Annotated in this window: 22 protein-coding genes and 1 pseudogene; 13 read left to right on the top strand and 10 right to left on the bottom strand. The window is 58.9% G+C overall.

Features of this window, described 5'->3' with window-relative positions:
- Positions 1-27 precede the first annotated feature (27 nt).
- Positions 28-974 (top strand): IS630 family transposase gene (locus tag QEV83_RS12885; RefSeq protein WP_280128127.1). Its coding sequence is split into 2 segments (ribosomal slippage): positions 28-364 and positions 364-974, totalling 948 coding nucleotides; the frame shifts between segments, so codons are not numbered across the junction.
- 97 nt (positions 975-1,071) lie between these two features.
- On the opposite strand, the gene QEV83_RS12880 is transcribed toward QEV83_RS12885, so the two are convergent.
- The 3 genes and pseudogenes from QEV83_RS12880 to QEV83_RS12870 form a co-directional block, all read right to left on the bottom strand.
- The gene (locus QEV83_RS12880; protein WP_280128126.1) at positions 1,072-1,569 is read right to left on the bottom strand and encodes a DUF6790 family protein; all 498 of its coding nucleotides are present in this window, start codon (positions 1,567-1,569) and stop codon (positions 1,072-1,074) included.
- Positions 1,570-1,580: 11 nt separating this feature from the next.
- Positions 1,581-1,980, bottom strand: a pseudogene (locus QEV83_RS12875) (DUF1398 domain-containing protein).
- 28 nt (positions 1,981-2,008) lie between these two features.
- The gene (locus QEV83_RS12870) at positions 2,009-2,335 is read right to left on the bottom strand and encodes a MarR family transcriptional regulator (RefSeq protein WP_280128125.1); all 327 of its coding nucleotides are present in this window, start codon (positions 2,333-2,335) and stop codon (positions 2,009-2,011) included.
- Between the two features lie 307 nt (positions 2,336-2,642).
- Between QEV83_RS12870 and QEV83_RS12865 the strand changes: the two genes are divergently transcribed.
- The 4 genes from QEV83_RS12865 (at position 2,643) to QEV83_RS12850 (ending at position 6,263) form a co-directional block, all read left to right on the top strand.
- Positions 2,643-3,521 carry a hypothetical protein gene (locus QEV83_RS12865; protein ID WP_280128124.1) on the top strand — a complete coding sequence of 293 codons (879 nt, stop codon included), beginning with the start codon at positions 2,643-2,645 and terminating at the stop codon, positions 3,519-3,521.
- Between the two features lie 192 nt (positions 3,522-3,713).
- Positions 3,714-5,021 (top strand): adenylosuccinate lyase, encoded by a 1,308-nt coding sequence (gene purB / locus QEV83_RS12860; RefSeq protein WP_280128123.1) that lies wholly within the window; start codon positions 3,714-3,716, stop codon positions 5,019-5,021.
- A 33-nt stretch (positions 5,022-5,054) separates the two neighbouring features.
- On the top strand, positions 5,055-5,696 hold the full coding sequence (locus QEV83_RS12855; protein ID WP_280128122.1) for a hypothetical protein: 642 nt from the start codon (positions 5,055-5,057) through the stop codon (positions 5,694-5,696).
- Between the two features lie 3 nt (positions 5,697-5,699).
- Positions 5,700-6,263 carry an alpha/beta fold hydrolase gene (locus QEV83_RS12850; protein WP_280128121.1) on the top strand — a complete coding sequence of 188 codons (564 nt, stop codon included), beginning with the start codon at positions 5,700-5,702 and terminating at the stop codon, positions 6,261-6,263.
- A gap of 191 nt (positions 6,264-6,454) precedes the next feature.
- On the opposite strand, the gene QEV83_RS12845 is transcribed toward QEV83_RS12850, so the two are convergent.
- From QEV83_RS12845 to QEV83_RS12835, 3 genes are all read right to left on the bottom strand, one after another.
- The gene (locus QEV83_RS12845) at positions 6,455-7,144 is read right to left on the bottom strand and encodes a type 1 glutamine amidotransferase domain-containing protein (protein WP_280128120.1); all 690 of its coding nucleotides are present in this window, start codon (positions 7,142-7,144) and stop codon (positions 6,455-6,457) included.
- Between the two features lie 248 nt (positions 7,145-7,392).
- Positions 7,393-8,181: an HNH endonuclease gene (locus QEV83_RS12840; RefSeq protein ID WP_280128119.1), complete on the bottom strand. Its 789-nt coding sequence runs from the start codon at positions 8,179-8,181 to the stop codon at positions 7,393-7,395.
- A 60-nt stretch (positions 8,182-8,241) separates the two neighbouring features.
- The gene (locus tag QEV83_RS12835; protein ID WP_280128118.1) at positions 8,242-9,567 is read right to left on the bottom strand and encodes a dihydroorotase; all 1,326 of its coding nucleotides are present in this window, start codon (positions 9,565-9,567) and stop codon (positions 8,242-8,244) included.
- 88 nt (positions 9,568-9,655) lie between these two features.
- On the opposite strand from QEV83_RS12835, the gene QEV83_RS12830 reads away from it, so the two are divergent.
- The 6 genes from QEV83_RS12830 (at position 9,656) to QEV83_RS12805 (ending at position 13,838) form a co-directional block, all read left to right on the top strand.
- Positions 9,656-10,528 (top strand): folate-binding protein, encoded by an 873-nt coding sequence (locus tag QEV83_RS12830; protein ID WP_280128117.1) that lies wholly within the window; start codon positions 9,656-9,658, stop codon positions 10,526-10,528.
- 19 nt (positions 10,529-10,547) lie between these two features.
- On the top strand, positions 10,548-11,159 hold the full coding sequence (locus tag QEV83_RS12825) for a DNA-3-methyladenine glycosylase I (RefSeq protein WP_280128116.1): 612 nt from the start codon (positions 10,548-10,550) through the stop codon (positions 11,157-11,159).
- Entirely contained in the window at positions 11,132-11,803 is a 672-nt protein-coding gene (locus QEV83_RS12820; RefSeq protein WP_280128115.1) for a phosphohydrolase, read from the top strand. Before QEV83_RS12825 ends, QEV83_RS12820 begins: the two co-directional genes overlap by 28 nt.
- Before the next feature lie 63 nt (positions 11,804-11,866).
- Entirely contained in the window at positions 11,867-12,385 is a 519-nt protein-coding gene (locus QEV83_RS12815; RefSeq protein WP_280128114.1) for a protein-tyrosine phosphatase family protein, read from the top strand.
- 53 nt (positions 12,386-12,438) lie between these two features.
- A complete protein-coding gene (locus QEV83_RS12810; protein WP_280128113.1) occupies positions 12,439-12,687 on the top strand; it encodes an exodeoxyribonuclease VII small subunit in 249 nt (82 codons plus the stop codon).
- Between the two features lie 464 nt (positions 12,688-13,151).
- Positions 13,152-13,838: a fumarylacetoacetate hydrolase family protein gene (locus tag QEV83_RS12805; protein WP_280128112.1), complete on the top strand. Its 687-nt coding sequence runs from the start codon at positions 13,152-13,154 to the stop codon at positions 13,836-13,838.
- A gap of 400 nt (positions 13,839-14,238) precedes the next feature.
- On the opposite strand, the gene QEV83_RS12800 is transcribed toward QEV83_RS12805, so the two are convergent.
- Entirely contained in the window at positions 14,239-15,099 is an 861-nt protein-coding gene (locus tag QEV83_RS12800) for a tetratricopeptide repeat protein (RefSeq protein ID WP_280128111.1), read from the bottom strand.
- 125 nt (positions 15,100-15,224) lie between these two features.
- On the opposite strand from QEV83_RS12800, the gene QEV83_RS12795 reads away from it, so the two are divergent.
- On the top strand, positions 15,225-16,661 hold the full coding sequence (locus QEV83_RS12795) for a leucyl aminopeptidase family protein (RefSeq protein WP_280128110.1): 1,437 nt from the start codon (positions 15,225-15,227) through the stop codon (positions 16,659-16,661).
- Complete coding sequence (ampH, locus tag QEV83_RS12790; protein WP_280128109.1) at positions 16,658-17,776, top strand: D-alanyl-D-alanine-carboxypeptidase/endopeptidase AmpH; 1,119 nt, start codon at positions 16,658-16,660, stop codon at positions 17,774-17,776. Before QEV83_RS12795 ends, ampH begins: the two co-directional genes overlap by 4 nt.
- Before the next feature lie 49 nt (positions 17,777-17,825).
- On the opposite strand, the gene QEV83_RS12785 is transcribed toward ampH, so the two are convergent.
- From QEV83_RS12785 to QEV83_RS12775, 3 genes are all read right to left on the bottom strand, one after another.
- Positions 17,826-18,923 carry a hypothetical protein gene (locus QEV83_RS12785; RefSeq protein ID WP_280128108.1) on the bottom strand — a complete coding sequence of 366 codons (1,098 nt, stop codon included), beginning with the start codon at positions 18,921-18,923 and terminating at the stop codon, positions 17,826-17,828.
- A gap of 143 nt (positions 18,924-19,066) precedes the next feature.
- Positions 19,067-20,401, bottom strand: coding sequence for a UDP-N-acetylglucosamine-peptide N-acetylglucosaminyltransferase (locus QEV83_RS12780; RefSeq protein ID WP_280131054.1), 1,335 nt, complete (start codon positions 20,399-20,401; stop codon positions 19,067-19,069).
- 138 nt (positions 20,402-20,539) lie between these two features.
- The gene (locus tag QEV83_RS12775) at positions 20,540-20,947 is read right to left on the bottom strand and encodes a DUF302 domain-containing protein (protein WP_280128107.1); all 408 of its coding nucleotides are present in this window, start codon (positions 20,945-20,947) and stop codon (positions 20,540-20,542) included.
- Between the last annotated feature and the right edge of the window lie 58 nt (positions 20,948-21,005).

Raw genomic sequence — 21,005 nt, 5'->3', positions numbered from 1 at the left:
TCTGCCGGAGCAAGGAGGCCGGCAGGCATGTCGAAAGCCTTGTCTCTCGATCTTCGGGTTCGTGTACTGTCCGCGGTTGCGCAGGGTCTAAGCCATCGCGAAGCCGGCGCGCGGTTCGCGGTCAGCGCATCGAGCGTCAGCCGCTGGCGAAAGCTTGCGCGGGAACGGGGTGACGCGCGTCCGAAGGCGCTCGGCGGGGATCGTCGGTCGGGCCGGATCGACGCCCATAAGGACACAGTCCTCTGCGTGCTCGAGGCGACGCCCGACATCACCATCGAGGAGTTACGCCAAACGCTGGCGGACAAGGGGCTTGTCGTCGGCTATGGCACGATCCGCCGCTTCTTCGCGCGTCATGCGATCACGCGCAAAAAAAGACTGCGCACGCCAGCGAGCAGGATCGCCCCGACGTCCTGAAACGGCGCGAGGACTGGTTCGACGGGCAGATCGATCTCGACCCTGACCGCCTCGTCTTCATCGACGAGACCTGGGCCTCGACGAAGATGGCCCGCACGCATGGCCGTTGCCGGCGCGGCGAACGCCTGCGCGTCGGCGTGCCCCATGGCCACTGGAAGACCACGACTTTTGTCGCCGCCCTCACGACGCGCGGCATGATCGCGCCGTGGGTGCTGGACGGGCCGATCAACCGCGACGCTTTCGAGACCTATGTCGACAAGGCCCTCGTTCCAGACCTGCGGCCGGGCGACATCGTCGTCATGGACAATCTGTCGAGCCATAAGGGGCCAAGAGTGCGGGAGATGATCGCGGCGGCGGACGCCAGCCTTCTCTACCTGCCGCCTTACAGTCCGGACTTCAACCCGATCGAGAATGCCTTCTCCAAGCTGAAGGCTCATCTGCGTAAGGCTGCCGAGCGAACCGTCGGCGGCCTCTGGGACGCCATCGGCCGCATCATCGATCTGTTCGCTCCAGCGGAATGCAAAAACTACTTCGCCGCCGCAGGATACGATGCAACATGATCGGCTATTGCTCTAGTGGCTACATAGCGCCAACGGTATGGCCTCAATTTGCATTTTCAGATTTCGAGTCGAAATGGGTTGTCCAGTAGTGCAAAAATTAAGACTTCTGCAACGCAATCCGCTGTTTGGCGATGATCAAAAGAGCAATGGCCAGCACGGGGCAAATGATGTCAGTGTAGAATGGGACGCCCGCGTTGCCGGGTTCAAAGTTGCCCGCAATTAGCATCTGCTTGACATGTCCGACGGCATCGCCGAGCAGGAAAATGGATGCGGCGCATACAGCCGCCGCCTTGAAGTTCAGGTCGCGCCAAAAGGCGATCACGGCGGTCGCGCCGATGGCTAAATCGGCCATGCCGACTTCGAACTGAAACGGGCTCACGTCCCAGCCAATGAGCCTTGCAGCGGTGGCGGGAAAAAAGACATGAAAAGCCCCGGCCCAAAGCCCTGTTACGCCAATGGGTAGCAATAGGACCCACGACAGGAAACGCTCAGCGGCAGGCCCGTGACGACGGCGAGCCGCCGCGACCAAGAGGGCAACGACAAACAGCAGAGCGGGAAGGTTTTGAAGCACAAAGCTGATGATGTGGGCGACCATAACACTAGCTCCTACTGAGGGAAATGTTCGACGTGAATTTCGGCGGTGCGACCGAAGTAGACAGCACGCCTGCCGGTAAAGGAGACGATGTAGCCCGCACATCCTCCCGCCATGACTTTCGTGCAGAAACCCGCGTAAGTGTAGCCCGGCACAAGCTGTTGCGCCTCTTTGATGGCGGCCTGAATAGCGGCGGTGTTTAGAGCTGGTGCGATTAGGCCGCTGCTTCCGCGTTGGGAGCAAAATGCTGTCGCCGTCTGGCAAGAAGTAGGTTGCCGTCGCACGGCGGTAGTCGATCGCATAGCTTTCGAAGCCTTCCTGCATCAGCGTTCCGACAATTTCGGGGAAGGTCATGGTGTTGTTCTCCGCCCCGTCGAGACACGTCTGGGCAATCTTGGTAAGGTGGTCGTTCATTTTGGGTTGCTCCTGATTGTAGGACTTGTCAGTCAATCGGTATGGCGGTGAGGCCCAGCCGGGTGACTGCTTCTTTGAGAATTCGCAGCATGGCGCTGCGGTCTCTGTCAGATAGGTGGCCGAAGCACTCTTCACCGTTCTCATCAGCGAGCGCCGCCAGTTTGGGCACCAAATCCGCGCCTTGTGCAGTCAGGCGAAGAGTGTGCGAACGCCCGTCATCCGGGCTGGCCTCCCGGTCGATTAGTCCCTTGGCGAGAAGCCGGTCAGCCAGCTTGGTGATCGCTCCTCGCGTCATGCCCATGTCGTTCGCTAGCTGACTGGGTGATGTCGGCTTCCGGTCAAGAAGCACGCGCATCACCTCCCGCGAACATTCTCACCAGTACGAACGCAACAAAATCCAATTGCAGAAAATGCCCAACAACAAGAATTAAGCCGTTGACGCTGATGTAAGCGATGACGTAGCTGGATTGTCGTGGCTCCTCCATTGTATGCGTCCGCCCCTTCACGTTTGAAGCAATCCTCATGCGGGCAAGCGACGAGCGACAGATATTGAAATCTTCTCGGTCTGTGCCCACGTGTTGTGATGGTATAGCATCGCCGCCCGGCTTTGAGCGCCCATCGCTGGAGAAGGCAAACGCTCGGCGCAAAACGCATTGAACCCCATGATCGACGTACCACGAAGGATCAATGTGGATGACCTACATAAGCTAGTCTCGACCTTGCGGGATGACGTCAGAAGTAACGACAACGAGCGGACGATTTCCATCGCAAATACAGTCATTGCGCATTTTCTTGGACGAAAATGGTGCGAATCACACATACGTTATGATGCTCCAAAGTCCAGCTTTCTGCGCATGGACTTTTCGTCTGACCGCCGTCGAGCAGCTACAGTCTTCCGCGTAATCGACCTTGCTGAGATATTGTTTAATCTTCAACACATTGAAGGCTTCGATGCTTGTATAGCGCAGATGAAAACAGCAGCAGGGAAAATAGAGTCAACGTGCGCCGAACTGGACTTCGGACGGTTCTTGTATATCAACGACATCCATTTCCAATTTGTCATTCCGCAACAGACGAAGGGGAAGGATTACGATATTGAGTTGTTTTACCCAGATGGACTTGCGGTACCTGCGGACGCGAAATGCAAATGCGAGACGACGGAGATCAATCCACAGAGTATCCTAAATTCGCTGGAGAAGGCACGAAAGCAGCTTCCTGATGACCGCCCCAGCATCATATTCATGAAAGTGCCCCAGAGCTGGGTAGCCGACGTCGCAATGGCTGTTCAAATGGTGGACATTGGCCTCAAGTTTATGCGGAACACGGATCGCATCGTGTCCATCAAGTTTTATGTCTCACATCTTGAGTCTGGCGATAACATGCTGAGGCATAGGTTTGCATTTAGAGAAATTACAAACGAGGCGAGCCGATTTCATGACGGACGAAATTGGGATCTGTTCAAAGAAAATTCTGCTCCGGTGGGCTGGAATGGCATGCCGCTAAAATGGCAACGGATTCTTTTCTTCCCGAATACTGCATAATTCGAAAATATTACACCTCAAAGTTGTGTCAATCATATCATCTACTTATTGGGTGCAGAAATCAGGGGCAAATCTCCGTTCTTTGCCCGCAGCAGAACTTTAAACTAAGACATTGCAGGATCCTCACCTGTTTTGCTCCGGCCGCTCCGCCATGCTAGGCCAGCCGGATCTTCAATCCAATGAGCGCGTTGTATGATCCCCCGCTATTCCCGTCCCGAAATGGCCGCCCTGTGGGAAGCGCAAACCCGCTTTCGCATTTGGTTCGAGATCGAGGCACATGCCTGCGATGCGCTGGCCGAAATTGGTGTCATCCCAAAGGAGGCTGCCAAGGCGATCTGGGAGAAGGCTGGCCATGTGACGTTCGATGTGGCGAGGATCGATGCGATCGAGAAGGTCACGCATCACGATGTCGTCGCCTTTTTGACCCATCTTGCCGAATTCATCGGGCCGGAGTCGCGTTTTGTCCATCAAGGCATGACCTCGTCGGACGTGCTGGACACATGTCTCGCCGTCCAGCTCGCGCGAGCCTCCGACATTCTTTTATCGGACATCGACGCTTTGCTGGCGGCGCTGAAACGCCGCGCGTTCGAACATAAATTAACACCGATGATCGGCCGCTCGCATGGCATCCATGCGGAGCCGATGACATTTGGCTTTAAACTCGCGCAAGCCTATGCGGAGTTTTCCCGCGCCCGCGAGCGTCTCGTCCACGCAAGGAAAGAGATCGCGACCTGCGCGATTTCCGGCGCCGTCGGCACCTTTGCGAACATCGATCCGCGCGTCGAAGCCCATGTCGCTAAAAAGCTCGGCCTTGCCGTCGAGCCCGCCTCGACGCAGATCATTCCGCGCGACCGGCATGCGATGTTCTTCGCAACACTCGGCGTGATCGCCTCATCGATGGAACGGCTGGCGACCGAGATTCGGCATCTGCAGCGCACCGAAGTGCTGGAAGCGGAGGAGTTTTTTTCGGAAGGGCAGAAAGGCTCGTCCGCCATGCCCCATAAGCGCAATCCGGTGCTCAGCGAAAACGTCACCGGGCTGGCGCGCCTCGTGCGCGGCATGGCTATGCCTGCCATGGAAAATGTCGCGCTTTGGCACGAGCGCGATATTTCACACTCCTCGGTCGAGCGGATGATCGCGCCGGACGCGACGGTCACACTCGATTTCGCGCTCGCGCGGCTGACCCAAGTGATCGATAAGCTCGTCGTCTATCCTGCCAATATGAAAAAAAATCTGGAGCGCCTTGGCGGTCTCATTCATTCGCAGCGCGTGTTGCTTGCCCTAACTCAAAAGGGCGTGAGCCGCGAGGAAGCGTATGCGCTGGTTCAGCGCAACGCCATGCCGGTGTGGCGCGGCGAAGGCGATTTTCTGACGCTCTTGAAAAACGACACGGAGGTGCGCAAGGTGCTTGCCGCGCCCAAACTCGAAGAGCTATTCGATCTTGCCTATCATCTGAAAAATATCGATTTCATTTTTGAGCGTGTCTTCGGCGAGAGTTGAAGGCCGCAGCGTCACCCAAGTGGAAAGCCTCTCATGCAAACGAACAATCGTCTGGAAGATTTGGTCGCCACAATCGTCGCGGAGCCGGGACTGCACGCGCGCTGGCTCAACACATTTTCCTATTTGGAATATGTCGGCTTCCGCAAGATCGTGAAAAGCCAAAATGCCGAGGCTCTGACTGCCGCGATCCTTGGCCATGCTTGCGAAGAAGGCCGCCATGCGCTCGGTCTGAAAAAACTGGCGATCAAATTGGGCGGCGCCGCTTTTGATTCCTACGCTCCCGAAGTTCTGCTCTGCGGCGAAGAGGCCAATGATTATTTTCAAGACCTCGACCAGTTTTGCGATGAAGCCTTCGCGGACCGCTCGCCGGAGGAGCGCGTCTCTCTCGCCTACGGCTATGTGACATGGCTTGTCGAGCGGCGGGCGCTCGACGTTTATGGGATCTATAAGAACGCGCTCGGCGAATCGGAAATCGCCCGAAAGCTTGGCGGCCTCTTGGCCGAGGAGACCAAGCATCTCTCCGATATCGAGGCTTTCCTGCAAGCTGGCGATCCGGATTTTGCAACAAAATCGAAAGAGTTCGAAACGGTCGAAACCTCGCTCTACGAGACCTTCCTTGTCGCCTTGACCAAGGAACTCGCGCGAGCACCCGCCGGGGCAGCGGTTGCCGGCTAACCCATGCGCTCATCCGACGCCGACATTCTGATTATACCCGGGCACGGGGGGTCCGGTCCCGATCATTGGCAAAGCCGCTGGGAAGCCAAGATCCCCGCGGTGCGCCGCGTCGCGCAAGCCGATTGGGAGAACCCGAGTCTTGATGCCTGGCGGGACCGCATCGTCGAGGAGGTCGCGCGCGCGGAGCGCCCGGTCATTCTCGTCGCTCACAGCCTTGGCGTGCTCGCGGTCGCGCATACCGCGCCTCTTTTGGCGAAAGGAGCTGTGAACGGCAAGGTCAAGGGCGGCTTTTTTGTCGCCCCGCCCTCGGCCAAGGTGCTCGAAACCTTTGATGCCATCGATCCGGCGTTCTTGACTCCACCCGCCGAACCTCTCCCTTTCCCTTCGCTAATCATCGCAAGCCGGGACGATCCTTATGCCTCCTTTGCCGACAGCGAGGATCTCGCGCGGGTGCTGGGTTCGGAGCTGGCCGACGCAGGCCATTCCGGCCACATCAATATCGAAAGCGGTCACGGGCCCTGGCCGGAAGGCCTCATGCGTTTTGCCGGATTTTTGAAGACGCTGTGAGATGTTTCAGCCATCAGTTTTGTCCGGTTTTGCCTCGCAATCTTACAAAAATGTTTCACGTGAAACGTTTTTGTAAGGTCGGGCCGGAAAATCTTACAAGCCCGCATACAAAGTACGGCCTTTTATTTGTGGAATGGCGAAAAAACCTTGTCCTATTGCGCGCAGCGGCCCCGCGAGTTCAGTTGGCCTGACTATTTCGCCTTCTTGTTCAGCGTCTCGATCAGAAGCTTGGCAGCCGGACCCGACGAGGCCGGATTCTGGCCAGTGATCAGCTGGCCGTCGGCGACCGTGTGAACGCCCCAGTTTTTGACCTTGGAAAAGGTGGCTCCGAGGCTCATCAGTTCGTCTTCGACAAGGAACGGCACCACCTTCGTCAATCCAACATCTTCTTCCTCGCCATTGGTGAAGCCGGTCACGGTCTTGCCCTCGACGAGCAGCTTGCCGTCTGGGGTCTTGACATGGTGCAGCGCGCCGGTTGAGTGGCAGACCACTGCGAAGGTCTTGCCGGCGGCCAGGAAGGATTCCAGCAGCTTGACCGAGTTCTTGTCTTCGGCGAGATCCCACATCGGCCCATGACCGCCGGGGTAGAAGACAGTATCGTAGTCTTCCTGCTTGACGCTATCGAGGCGCGCCGTCCTGTCGAGCTGGGCGTTGGCGCCGGCATCCTTCTCGAACCGGCGGGTGATGTCGGTCTGGAAGTTCGGCTCGTTGCTTTTGGGGTCGAGCGGCGGGCGCCCACCCTTGGGCGATGCGAGGGTAATCTGGGCGCCTGCATCCTTGAAGACATAATAGGGCGCCGCCAGTTCCTCCAGCCAGAAGCCGGTCTTGCGCCCCGTGTTGCCGAGCTGGTCGTGGGAGGTAAGAACCATCAGGACTTTCATAATGCGCTCCTTTCCTTGATCGTTGAAGAGTAACCCGCGTTGCTGCGGTGGCCAAGCCTCGCCCGAGTCGCAGGCTTCACAGTGATGCGCGCCGTTTAGGCATCGTCGCTCTGGTACAAATATGCCAGACAGCCGCCGGCGAGAAGGGCTTGTCGCTTAAGGCGTCACCCCGGATTGGCCGACACGCCGCGTTTCATGATGGAGCCTTGAGCGACTGGCACTTTCGTAAAGACAAAGGTTCGCGGGAACTACTTGATTTCTGCAATGCGCGAGTCAGCCATATCGCATTTTCCGATATGGCAGACCTCGCAAAGAATCTGGAGGTTATCTATAGTGGTCTCCCCACCCTTCGACCAAGGATAGATGTGATCCACATGCAATTTAACGCCGTCCCTCGGTGATGCACCACATAGTTTGCACTGTGCGCCATCGCGCATCAACACTTGTGCTCGCAGTTTCCAATTCACATTTCTCGGCGTCTTTCGAGATTTAGGTTGTGGGAATTCGCTAGGTTCTGGCGTTACTCCTTCATCATTTGCCCAAGCAACAAATTCCCGCAGCGCATTCGTCCAACTGCCAAATCTGTTAGCATATGTTGTAGCGCTGTATTCGGATGTGTCCCTAGTGAGGTCCCTGAATTTCGGCTGGTGACCAAGCTTGCTCCATACAGCCACGACGTTTCTAAACAAATCCTCGTTTGGTACATTTCGGTTCTTCGTTTTTTCCAGGCCAGCTTTCTTGAGTGCATTGAGCCACGACCCAAATCTGACGGTCGCGGTGCTGCTGTGATACTTTCCATTCACATTGTACTCGCGGAACGTAATTTTGTTTTTGCCTAACTGCTGCGACGTCCGAACGAGATCAGCAATCAGCTCATCATCGGGAACGTTTCTATGGAAGTCGTCGAGTTCGAAGCCTGAAATTGTTTTGCTCGGCATTTGCTCGTTAGTTCCTTTTCCAGGAAACATTTGTAGCATTTGATAAAGATCATCGAAATAGAGTGAGTAATTCAAAATTTTCTTGAACGAAATGGACATTTCACCTGCGAAAATCAGGTGCGAAATGATCGCCTCATCTGAACATTTATCATCCGCCTTTTATAGCGCCTGCAGAAACCGTACCGCCTCACCCTGCCCAGGAGTCACAAGCTCCCCTTCCCACATGACTTTCCTGCCACGAACGATGGTGCCAATCGGCCAGCCCGTCACTTCCTTGCCGTCATAGGGCGTCCAGCCGCAGCGCGAGGCGATCCAGCGATTCTCGATTGTCTGGCGGCTCTTCAGATCGACGATCGTAAAATCGGCATCATAGCCCACCGCGATCCGTCCCTTGCCCGCAATCCCGAACAGCCGCGCGGGACCGGCGCTCGTCATATCGACAAAACGCAACAACGACAGTCGCCCTTTGTTCACATGATCGAGCATGATGGGCACGAGCGTCTGCACGCCCGTCATGCCGGATGGGCTTTGCGGATAGGGTTTTGCTTTCTCCTCCAAAGTGTGCGGCGCGTGATCGGAGCCCAAAATATCGGCGATGCCTTGGGTCAGCGCGAACCAGATCCGGTCGCGATGGCTCTTGTCGCGGACCGGCGGGTTCATCTGCAATTTGGTGCCGAGCCGCGCATAGTCGGACGCGCTGAGAGTCAAATGATGGGGCGTCACCTCGACGCTCGCAATGTCTTTATGTGCCGCCAACAGATCCATTTCCTCGCCGCACGACACATGCAGCACATGGATCAAGGCGTGCTGTTCCCGCGCGATGCGCAACAAACGCTCCGTCGATTGCAGCGCGACGATTTCATCGCGCCAGACGGGATGCGAGGACGGGTCGTTGGCGATCCGCAGGTCCTTGCGTTCCTCAAGGCGAAATTCGTCCTCGCTATGGAACGCAGCGCGGCGCCGGGTTTGACTCAAAATGCTGGCAACGCCGGCATCATCGGCGACGAGAAGCGAACCCGTCGAAGAGCCCATGAACACTTTTATGCCCGCCGCGCCCGGCAGCCGTTCGAGTTCGGGTATATCGCGGGCGTTGTCATGGGTGCCGCCGACCCAAAAGGCGAAATCGCAATGCATCCGGCCTGTCGCGCGCGCCACTTTGTCGGCGAGCGCGGCATCGCCGGTGGTCAAGGGGTTCGTATTCGGCATTTCGAAAACGGCCGTGACGCCGCCCATGACCGCCGCGCGGGAGCCTGTCTCCAAATCTTCCTTATGCGTTGCGCCGGGCTCGCGGAAATGCACCTGCGTGTCGATCACGCCCGGCAAAATGTGGAGGCCGGTGGCGTCGATGGTCTCGCCAGCGCTGGCGTGGGAAAGATCGCCGATTTGGGAGATTTTTCCAGCCCTTATGCCGATATCGCGAGGGCTTTCGCCAGTATGGTCGACGACAGTGCCGCCCTTCAGTAGGATATCGAAACTTTGGGGCACTGGCTCATCCATTGCAAAGCGGCTTCGGCTTGCGCCTGTTCATTGTCGGACTATCTACAAACGGTATGGCGGAAAGTCGAGGAACGGAATGGAATTGTGTCTCTTGAGCGATCGCGGCGTCATCGAAGTGGCGGGCGCCGAGGCGACGGGTTTTCTGCAAAGGCTGATCACCAACAGTGTGCGCGATATTCCGCAAGGAGAAAGCCGCTATTCCGGGCTCTTGTCGCCGCAAGGCAAAGTTTTGTTCGATTTCTTTGTGGTTCCGATGCCAGAGGGGCCGGACGCCGGCTATCTCTTCGATTGCGTGCGGGCGCAAGCGGGCGATCTCGTCAAGCGCCTCAATCTCCATAAGATGCGGGCGAAAATCGCGATTAACGACAAATCGGAACAATTGGGCGTGGCCGCCACCTTAGGCGGCGAGGCACCGGCAGAGGTTGAAGGTGTTGTTTACCGCGACCCGCGGGCACCCGGCATGGGCCTGCGAATCATCGCATCCCGAGAAGAGCTGGCCCGGATTAAAGACGCTGGCGAGGCCGCTTATGAGGCGCATCGGATTGCCCAGGGCGTGCCAAAGGGCGGCGCCGATTTTACCTATGGCGATGCCTTTGTGCATGACATCAACCTCGATGTGATGAACGGCGTCGATTTCAAAAAGGGCTGCTATGTCGGGCAGGAGGTCGTCGCCCGTGTGCATTTCCGCAAATCGGCCCGCAAACGTATCGTGAAGATCCATTTCGAGGGTAAAGCGCCGAAGCCAGGTGCCCCGGTCATGGCCGGCGACACCAACATCGGCCAGCTTAGCTCGACCGCCGGAGCCGAGGGGCTGGCGACGCTCCGGATTGACCGGCTCGAAGAAGCACGCGCGGCGGGCGCAGCGATCACGGCCGGGGACTCCATCGTGGACGTGACTGTGCCGCCCGAATTCATCGCCGCCGCCGCCGGGGTTGAAAAACGGCCCTAGCTGTGACTTTCCTAGCGGGATGCAGGAAACCCGCGCACGTTCTTCCGCCGCCGACAAACCGCGCTGCCCGTGGCCCGGCACTGATCCGCTCTATCTTGCCTATCACGACGAGGAATGGGGGATACCAGAGCGGGACAGCCGGGCGCTCTATGAAAAACTCATCCTTGATGGGTTTCAGGCCGGGCTGTCCTGGATCACGATTCTGCGCAAGCGTGAAGCTTTCCGTATCGCCTTCGACAATTTCGATCCTGAAAAAATCGCCCGCTACGACCGCGTGAAAATCGAAACGCTCATGCAAAACGCGGGGATCATCCGCAATCGCGCAAAGATCGAAAGCAGCGTCTCATCGGCTCGCGCTTATCTGAAAATCCAAGACGCCGAGGGCTTTTCCAACTACCTCTGGGGGTTTTTCGAGGGAAAGACCCTTCAAAACAAATATCGCGACATGAGCGAAATCCCGGCGCAAACACCGCTTTCGGCGCGTATCGCCAAGGATCTCAAAAGCCGCGGCTTCAATTTCTGCGGCCCGACCGTCGTTTACGCCTTTTGTCAGGCGACCGGCATGGTGAACGACCACCTCGTCAGCTGCTGGCGGCACAAGGAATGCCACGCACATGCGAGCCGCCGATGAAGAAAGTCCGGGCGTGGGTTCGCTTGCCGTCCGGCAAACGCCTCGATCTTTTGAACCCGACGCCCTTTGACTGGGAGGACAAGGACCTCGCTCTCGGGCTGGCGCGGACCTACCGCTGGGGCGGCCACTCGGCGTGGCCGTTGCCGCTCTCGGTGGCGCAGCATTCGCTTCTGGTTCTGGCTTTGCACCGGCAACGGTTTGCTGGTGTTGCAAACCCCGTAGCTGAGCTGCACGAATTGCTGCACGATGCCGATGAAGGCCTGCTCGGCTTCGATTGTATTTCGGTGATCAAGCCGTTTCTGGGCGAGGCTTATCGCACCTTGACCGATAGGCTCGAAAACGCTGTTGCCCTCCGCTATGGCTTGACCGCCTGGACACCGGGGGAAAGAAAGGCGCACAAACGGGCAGACCGCATCGCCGCCGCCTCCGAGGCCGTCCATGTGGTTGGCTGGACGGAGAGCGAAGTGCGCAACACGTTGCGGATTCCCTATGAAGTCCTGGCTGCCGATCCCCTGTGCGCGATCTATGGCGGCAAACCCTGGGAACCGTGGACGCCAGCTGTCGCCGCGGCGCGTTTCTTGGCCGAACTCGAACAGCTATTACCCGCAAATCACGCGGATTTGGGTCGAAATTCGCGAAAATGACACCTAAATGCGCCAAAAGAAGCCGCGAATCGATTCGCGGCAAACTTTGTCAGTTGGAGGACGATGGTGGCCCCGCGCATTCATGTGTGTCCCCTTTCCAGATTGCCGGAGACGGTCAAAGCGAGCGGGGCACGCAGCCTCGTCACCCTGATCAACGAAGGCACGCCGGTCAAGCGGCCGCCCGCAATCACGGCCGACAAACATCTCGTCGTCACTCTCTCCGACATTGTCATCGAGGAGCCAGGCCATACGCTGCCGAACGAGTCGCATGTCGAACGTCTGCTGGATTTCGTGCGGACATGGGACCAGCTGGAGCCTCTGTTGATCCATTGCTGGGCGGGCGTCAGCCGCTCGACCGCAGCGGCTTTCATCGCCGCTTGCGCCTTGCGCCCGGATCGCGATGAGGCCGACATCGCCCGGGCCGTGCGCATGAATTCGCCGACCGCGACGCCCAATTCCCGGCTTGTTGCCATCGCCGACGCCAAGCTTGGCCGCAACGGACGGATGGTTGCAGCCATCACGAACATCGGCCGCGGGCGCAATTGTTTCGAAGGCGCCCCTTTCGCTCTGGAGTTGCGCTGACTTTCAACCGCGTCTACAGCATTTTTAGTTGTAGCCGAGAGAAAGAGGCGATTTTGCCCGCCACCGACCCAGACATCGCTGCCCTGTCCTTCGAGGCGGCGCTCAAGGAACTCGAACAAATTGTCGATCGGCTCGAAAAAGGGACCGTCGAACTGGAGGAATCGATTGCGATCTATGCGCGCGGCGCGGCCTTGAAGGCGCACTGTAGCGAATTGCTCAAAAGCGCCGAGCAGCGAATCGAAAAAATCACATTTGCCGCCGATGGCCGCCCCAGCGGTACCGAACCGCTCGACGTAGAGTAAACGCGGGACACTTGGGTGGACATAGAATGAGTTGAGGAATCCTATTGATTTCAGATTTTAGACAGGCTGAAAATCTTCAAATAGGGGTTTTAAAATTGAAAAATATTCTCCTCGCGTCAGCTATGTTTGCCGCCGCAACCCCGGCGCTGGCACAAGCACAATATGTCCCGCAGACATGCGCGCACGGCTATTATCTCAACGCTGAGGGTGTTTGCGTCCACAAGCCAACAGCGGTTCCGCATCAAGGTGCGACAGCACTTTGCCGTGATGGGTTGTATTCCTACGCAACGCGCGGGCCGGATATTTGTGCGAACCACGGGGGCATTGTCGAATTGGTCGGGAAATAGAATGAACGCGATTGTTGCGGCCTAAAGATTTCGCGGGCGACCCCGCTTGGCAGACGGCTTGCTTCCCAACGGCAAGTCGAAATCTTCCCCAAATTTTCGTAACAGAGGTTTGACCCCATGGGCGATTATGCCTTCGCCACGCCGCCGATCATCTCGCTCATGTCAATGTCCACCAAACCGTTTCCGGTGCGGCGGATCTATTGCGTCGGCCAGAATTACCGCGAGCACGCGGTGGAAATGGGCGGCAATCCCGAGGCCGACCCGCCGTTCTTCTTCATGAAGCCCGCCAGCGCCATCCTGCAGAATGGCGAAACCATGCCCTATCCGCCGGGCACCAGAGATCTGCAGCATGAGGTCGAACTGGTGGTTGCGATGGCCATGGGCGGCAAAAACATTCCGCCCGAACACGTCAACGATATGATCTTCGGCTATGCCGTCGGTCTCGATATGACGAAACGCGATGTGCAGCACGCGGCGAAGAAAAAGGGCCGGCCCTGGGAGATGGCGAAAGCTTTCGATCATTCGGCGCCCTGTTCCTCGATTACGCCGGAGATGTACAGCGGCGTCGTCGCCAAGGGCGCGATCCAATGCAAAGTGAATGGAACCTTGCGTCAGAGCGCCGATGTCGGCGACATGATCTGGGGCGTTCCGCAAATTGTCCATTATCTCTCGCAGCTCGTCGAAGTCTGCGCGGGCGATCTCATCTTTACCGGCACCCCCGCCGGGGTCGGGCCTGTCGTCAAGGGCGACAAGATCGAAGCGACGATTGCCGGGCTGGAGACGCTGTCGATCAAGATCGGTTGATCCCGCTGTTCAAATGAACTGATCCGCCGCTGACACCGCCCGGCGGAGTCAGCGGCAGGTTTGCGTGCTGGGAGAACCAGAGGCTATTTGAGGATCCACGGCATCACATAGAGGGCGATCATCGTAAATCCTTCGTCGAACCAGCTCATCAAATCAATGAGATGCATGCCTTTCCCTTCCAAAAAAGAGCGGGCTTGCGGGTGCCCGCCAAACTTCGCGTGTGGCCATCTAAAGTATTTAAATGGCATCAGTCCCAAATCGATTTAACGTTATTACTTGGAACAATGAAGCTATGGCGGAACAGCTATAAGTATCAATCCTACAAATCAGGCCTCGTTATTAAGTATAAACCTATAGCCAATTGACTTTTTGTACTCGCTGAAACTTGTATCGGAACCAGCTATTCAGGGATGAAGCCAATGTGCGCCTTGGCGCCAGGACCAGGCTTGCTGTCGAGCGCCTGGATCTGCTTCCAGGTGTTCGACTGGGCGATCATCCGGCGGATCGCCGCCACATTGGTGCTTGCATCCTGAGGAGAGAGATCCCGCCGCGCCACCTCCTCGGCGCTGGAAAATTTGCCTTCAAGCGCAAGCACGAGAGCAAGATTTTGGCGCACCGGCCGATCTGCGCCGGGCCCGGCCGCTGCTTCTTGCAATGCCTTTTCGGCCTCCGGCAATTTCTTGGAAAGCGCGTAGGAAAGCCCGAGATTGGACAGAACATGCGGCTGCGCCGGCACGATTTTCAGCGCCGCCGTATAATAGGCTTGGGCTCGCTCATGGTCGCCGAGTTGATCGGCGACCGAGCCTTGCGCCGACAGCACCGACCAATTCGGCCGCTCGGGCGTATGTGCATTCGCCAAGACTTCCGCTGCCTCGCGTGGCCGTCCCGCATCCGCCAACGCCTTGCCATAGGCCGCGAGCACGTCCACGTCGCGCGGAAATTTTATCGAAAGCCGCTGCAAAATCGCGGCCGCCTGCGCATGTTCCGACAAGTCTCGGAGCGCCCGCGCGTAATTCAGCGCGACCGCCTTATCATCTGGGCTGCGGTCGTAGCGGCGTCCCCAGTCCTCCGCCGCATGCCGCGGATCCGGTTCGGAGGCACCGCCGATCGCGCCCGTGATATCCGGCTCGCCGGTCGACTGGCAGCCCGCCAAACAGAGCGCGGCCACAAGCAGCATCCCGCGCGAAAGGATGGCCGCGGCGCGGGCCGGGCGGCAGCTTTGTTTAAACTCATCGCGGCGTGGGTCAGGCCATAGGTTCATTGGGTCCGCCATGCCCCCGGAGCGCTGCGATTTGCGGTTTGCGCGAGAGCCAATCAGCTATTAAGCCTGCCCTTTGCTTGCGTCGCGCTGACGCTACGCCAATTGCTGTTTTTCTAGGAGTTTCCATGCTGGTCCGGTCTGAATCCGCCCAAGCTGCGGTGCCCATCTGGTTCGTCACCAAGGAGACATGGCCAAGAATCCGCGAGTCTCTCCCGCTATCCGCGCAAGGTTTCGCGGGCGCCTGCGGTTTCGAGCCAAAACCCGGCCGCTCGCAAATCCTGCCCGGCCCAGATGGCGAGATCGCCGCTGTCCTCTTTGCAATCGAAAGCGTCGAGACCCGTACCCGCGATTTTTTGCTTCCGGGCCAACTGGCTGCGTCGCTGCCGCCCGGCCTCTACCGCTTCGCCAACAGCCCGCATGATACGTCCCTTGCCGCGCTCTCTTGGCTCCTCTCGGCCTATCGTTTCCATCGCTACAAAACCAGCAGTGGTGATCATCCGCGGCTTTGTGCGCCTGATGGCGTCGATGCCGCGCGGATCGAGCGCATCGCGCGCGGCGTCATTCTCGGGCGCGATCTCATCAACACGCCCGCCAACGATATGAACCCCGAGACGCTTGAAGCCGCCGCCTTAACGCTCGCCGCGCAGCATCATGCCGAGGCCGGGGTTACACGCGGCGAAGCCCTGCTCGAAGCAAATCTGCCGCTCATTCACGCCGTCGGGCGCGCCGCCGAAAAAGAGCCGCGTCTGGTCGATTTCAGCTTCGGCAACGAATCGGCCCCGAAAGTGACCCTTGTCGGCAAGGGCGTCTGTTTCGATTCGGGTGGCCTCGACATCAAACCTGACGCCGCCATGCTGCTCATGAAAAAAGATATGGGCGGCGCCGCCACCGCACTGGCATTGGCGTCGATGATCATGGAGGCGGGACTCCCCATTCGCTTGCGGGTGCTGATCCCGATCGTCGAGAACGCGATCTCCGCCAATGCATTCCGGCCGGGCGATGTCTATGAGAGCCACAAAGGTCTCTCCATTGAAATCGGCAACACGGACGCCGAGGGACGGCTCATTCTTGCCGACGCGCTGGCACTGGCCGACGAGGAGTCGCCCGATCTTCTCATCGATTTCGCGACTCTGACAGGCGCGGCGCGGGTCGCGCTCGGCCCTGACTTGCCGCCATTCTACACGATGGATGACGCGCTTGCCGCCGATATCGGGAGGTTTGGCACCGACGCCGCGGACCCCGTCTGGCGGCTGCCTTTGTGGGACCCTTACGACAGCTTGCTTGAGAGTAAGATCGCTGACCTCAACAATATTTCCGGCGGACCTTTCGCGGGCTCGATCACAGCGGCGCTGTTCTTGCGCCGCTTCGTCGAGCGCACTGCGTCCTGGGTGCATTTCGACATTTATGCTTGGACCCCGAAAACAAAGCCTGGCCGCCCGGAAGGCGGCGAAGTCCAGGCGGCGCGGCTGCTTTATGATCTGCTCGAAGCACGCTATGGAACAACCGTTCCGGCGGGCACGCCGGACAACTGGGAAAAATCAGCAGCGGAGACAGTTCCATGAGGCACATTGTCTTCTCGCTGATCTTCGCGCTCATAGCATCGGCACCGACCCGCGCCGATCCGGCTGCGGCCGACCCGGTCCTCGCCGCAGTGACCGATCTCGGCGGTCCCGTCATGTTCATGATGTCGGGCGCTCCGGGCATGGTCCTTGTCCTCGTGCGCGGCGGCCACAGCATCGTGCTCGGCTATGGGGAAACCGAGAAGGGCAACAATCACACGCCGGACGGCAACAGCCTTCTGCGTCTGAACTCTATCACCAAAGTCTTCACCACCGAGGTGCTGGCCTCGCTCGCCGCCGACGGCAAGCTCGCCCTTACCGATCCGCTGCAGCGCTACGCGGGCAAAACGAAACTGCCCACATTCGGCACTCGCCCAGTGACACTGCTGGATCTCGCGACCCATACCGCCGCCCTGCCGCGCGAGATGGGCGACGTGCCGGACGGCGTGTTCGCGCGCGCCTGGCCGACGCGGGCGGATCGCTGGAAATGGCTCCCAGGCTACAAACTCCCCTGGGAACCCGGCAGCGTCGCCTCCTATTCCAATGTGAGTTTCGATGTCCTCGCCGACGCCATCGAAACCGCCGCTGGGCAGTCTTATCCCGATCTTTTGCGGGCGCGCGTGACAATCCCGCTCGGCATGGCGGACACCGGCTTTTCGCCAACGCCTGAGCAATGCGCCCGGCTCATGACCGGCAGTGGCCTTGGCGGCACCGGCCCTTGCGTCGATACCCATGCCACGGACGGCAGCGGCGGCCTTTACAGCACCGGCAATGACATGGCTCGCTGGCTGCGCCACAACATCGAGGACACCGACGGGCCGCTGGCCATGAGCCATGCCATCTATCGCCAGCGCCAGGCGTTGAAGGCGGCGATCGGCTTCGACGACGCGGGACCTATGGCTGGCCTCGGGCTCGGCTGGGTCTCCGTCGCGGCGCAAGGCATCCATCCAACGGTTATCGCCAAAAGCGGCGGCGGCGCTGGTTTCATGAGCTATATCGCTTTCGCACCGGGCCGCGATGTGGGTCTCTTCGTCGCCGTCAACCGCGTCGATTTCGCCATGTTTTTCGCCCTCACCGCAGCCGCCAACGGAATGATCGCCGATCTCGTGACGCGCTGAAAAAAGAAGGCAGATCCGCTTTTGAAAACGGATCTGTCCAAGTTTTCCGTTATTGGCAGCTGGTCAGCGGATCGTTGCAATAGGGAACGTTCTTCCAGCTGAAAACGCCAGGCATGCGGGTATCGATGGTCAGGCGCAGCCACTCGCCCGGCTTGTTCGTCGAGCCTTGCACTGTGATGCGCGTCAAATTCGGCACAGGCGGTGTGTTATGGATCAAGCCCGTGGCACTGGTTGGAACCGCGAGCGGGTGATCCACCTCGAAGAGATGCGAGTCCCCATTGAGGAGAAGCACAGGCAAGCCAAACTTAATGCTGGAAGTCGCCAATTGCTGCACGAAGGGCGTATAAGCGGAGAGCCCATCGCCGCCGGCAACGAGGGCGGACGGATCCCACATATCGGCTTGCAGAGCAATAACGACGGCTTTCGCATGTGCCGTCGCCGCCAGTTTGAAGGCGGCTTGCAGCCACCGGATATCGGCGGCAGTACGATCGGCGACTTCTTGCGCCTGAGCGGCCGGATTCTCGAAGCCATTTGTCCAAGGCACGGTATCGTTGTTCGAGCCCGGCAAGTTCACGGTCACGAACACCACTTTCGCATCTTCCCAGATTACGTTTTCGACAAACTGGGCATCAGCGGGAAAGGCTGGATCGAAATATTTTGACTGACTTAACACGTCTTTCTCTTCGAGCCCGAGAGTCTTGCCAGGCCTTGCGAAAAACAGACCCCGCACACTCGCCAATTCATTGAGCGGCGCGCCGCTTTTGAATTCCTTGGTCTTGTGGCAGTCGGTCCATTCGTTGTCACCCAGTGTGTAGACGAACGGCACCTTGAACTGCTGGAAATTATAATAGATCGCCTGATTCCAGCCCGGATTTGATGTGGAGATCGGGGGCAGAATGCCGGCGCTCGTGCAGGGAAAGCTGCCGGAATGAATGTCCCCAACATGGATTACTTGGCTGACATCTGAATCAGCGTTAATCGAGTTGATCAGAAGCGGCGCATTGGTCAGCAGATTTTGATTGTAAGGCCAATCGCCAAAGACGGCGACCGTCAGCTTGTTGTTGTCATGACGTTCGTCAGCGATGGCCAAATGACCGGCGGTCAGCGTTGCGGAAAGCAACGCGGTTGAAAGCAGAAGCCTTTTCAAGAATATCCCCCTAGATGGCCATTGTTGCGCGAAGCGCGCGGAGCCGCACGACCCTTAGACAGGCCATGTGTAGGTTTTGTGCAGAATTGATTACGATCATACGAAAGGCGCGGATGACGATGGTGCTTTAGGGGCGCAGAAGCTCACTTCACCGCAGCCCATATTGGGCTACATGCATCCTTGATGCGGCGGCTCCACATGGTTTCGTAGAGATCTTCCAGCGCGCTTGTATAGGCGGCCACATTGAACAAAGGCGCGGTCAGCCGTTCGCGCTGGAGTTTTGCCTTCAATGCGTTGAGCTGGGCCGGGCCGGCGGCGAGCCCCGCCGCCAGGGTGACATAGTCCTCCGCATTCGCGGCGATCAATTCCGGAAGGCCGACGGCGTGCAGAAGACTCCCGGCAACGCGCGAGGCAAAGGTGTCGCCAGCCTGGGTCACAACCGGCACGCCGGCAAACAGCGCGTCGCTTGCCGTGGTATGCGCGCCATAGGGCGCCGTATCGAGCACCAAATCGGCGAGCTGGAGCCGGCCGAGATGATCGCTCTGCCCCACATCGGGGGCGAAGACGAGGCGGCTCATGGCAATCCCGCGCCGCAGCGCCTCGCCGCGCAAATTGCCTTCGGCTCGCTCCGCGGCGAGCAGCCAAAGCACGCTTCCTGGCGTCGCCTCGAGGATGCGGCACCAGAGATCGAAAACCGGTGGCGTCAATTTGAACGCCTGATTGAAGCAGCAAAACACGAAGCCCGTGTCAGGTAAGCCAGCCTCCGATCGCGACGGCCTGCGGCCAATCGTGCCCGTCCGTCCATGCGGCTGATAGGAATGCGGCATATAGGCGAAGGCTTCCGAATAATCGGCTGCGTCCTCCATCGGCGTCATATAGGAGTCGGTGACGATATAGTCGCAGATGCCGCTGCCCAAGGTTCCGGGATAGCCGAGATAATTCACTTGAATGGGCGCGGGATGCAGCATCAGGATGCCGGTCCGCGCCCCTTGCGTAAATCCCTTGAGATCGACCAAAATATCGATGTTCGCGGCATGGATGGCGCGCGCCGCCGCGACGTCGCTCATCACCGACACATCATGCACCGTGTGAAAAGCGTCGTTAAGGCGGCGGCGCATCGCTTTGCCGTCATCGGCGCCGAAGGAAAACCCATGCAGCTCGAAATGCGCCCGGTCATGCGCCTCGAACATCTCGATCAGCAGCAACAGCGTCGCATGATCCTGAAAATCGTTCGAGAGATAGCCGATGCGAATTTTTTCGCGCGCGGCATCATCGAAACAAAAAGCAAGATCGTTGCGGATCGCAACACTCCGCGCGCGGCGATCCTTTGTCCAAAGCTCGGAACAGTCCCGCTGCTCCCGGGCACTGACGCCGGGCACTGTCAAAAACTGGAACGGAGAAAGCTGACCTGCCAACCCTTCCGCGAGACGAGCGCGCATCGACTGCGCGTCCTGGGCGAAGTCGTCCCATTCACACATTTCGCGGCTTCGGTGGAAGGACTTCATCGCGCCAGCCAAACCGCTCGTCGTCTTTGCGACAAAAGGGCCGCGCGCCACTCGCCGCATGGACGCGGCATCAAGAAGGAGCAAATCTTGCGCCAGTGAAGCCGGCTTCGATTAGGGCGTTTTCGTTGCTTTGGCTGCAACGGCATGGAGCGCGGCGGCCATGGCATCAACGGCCGCCGGGATGTCCGCAGCGGCGAGTCCGTGCCGTTGCGCGATCCAGCGCGGATCATTGTAGGCCAGCCAGACGTTGCTCGCCGCATCCTCGAAAACCAGCGCTTTCAAGGGCAAATCGATGCCGGTGGCCTGGCTGGCCTGCATGAGCGGCGTCCCCGCTTTGGCATTGCCGAAAATCAAGAGCTCGGTGGGCCGCAGCGGCAAACCCGCCTCCGCCGCCCCCGACGCATGATCGATTCGCGCGAACACGGTCATGCCCTTGGCCTTGATCTCGGCCTCGAGCCGGTCCGCTGTGTCCTTCGGCCCAAAGCTGCTCGGTATGGTGGTCAATCCGGCTGTTGCCATTGCGTGCGCTCCCATACTTCACGCCGGACCGCGACGTCGAGCGCCGATGCGAGCAGCT

It is taken from the genome of Methylocapsa sp. D3K7 (assembly GCF_029855125.1).
Taxonomy (GTDB): domain Bacteria; phylum Pseudomonadota; class Alphaproteobacteria; order Rhizobiales; family Beijerinckiaceae; genus Methylocapsa.
This window is presented reverse-complemented; position numbering and strand designations above follow the sequence as displayed.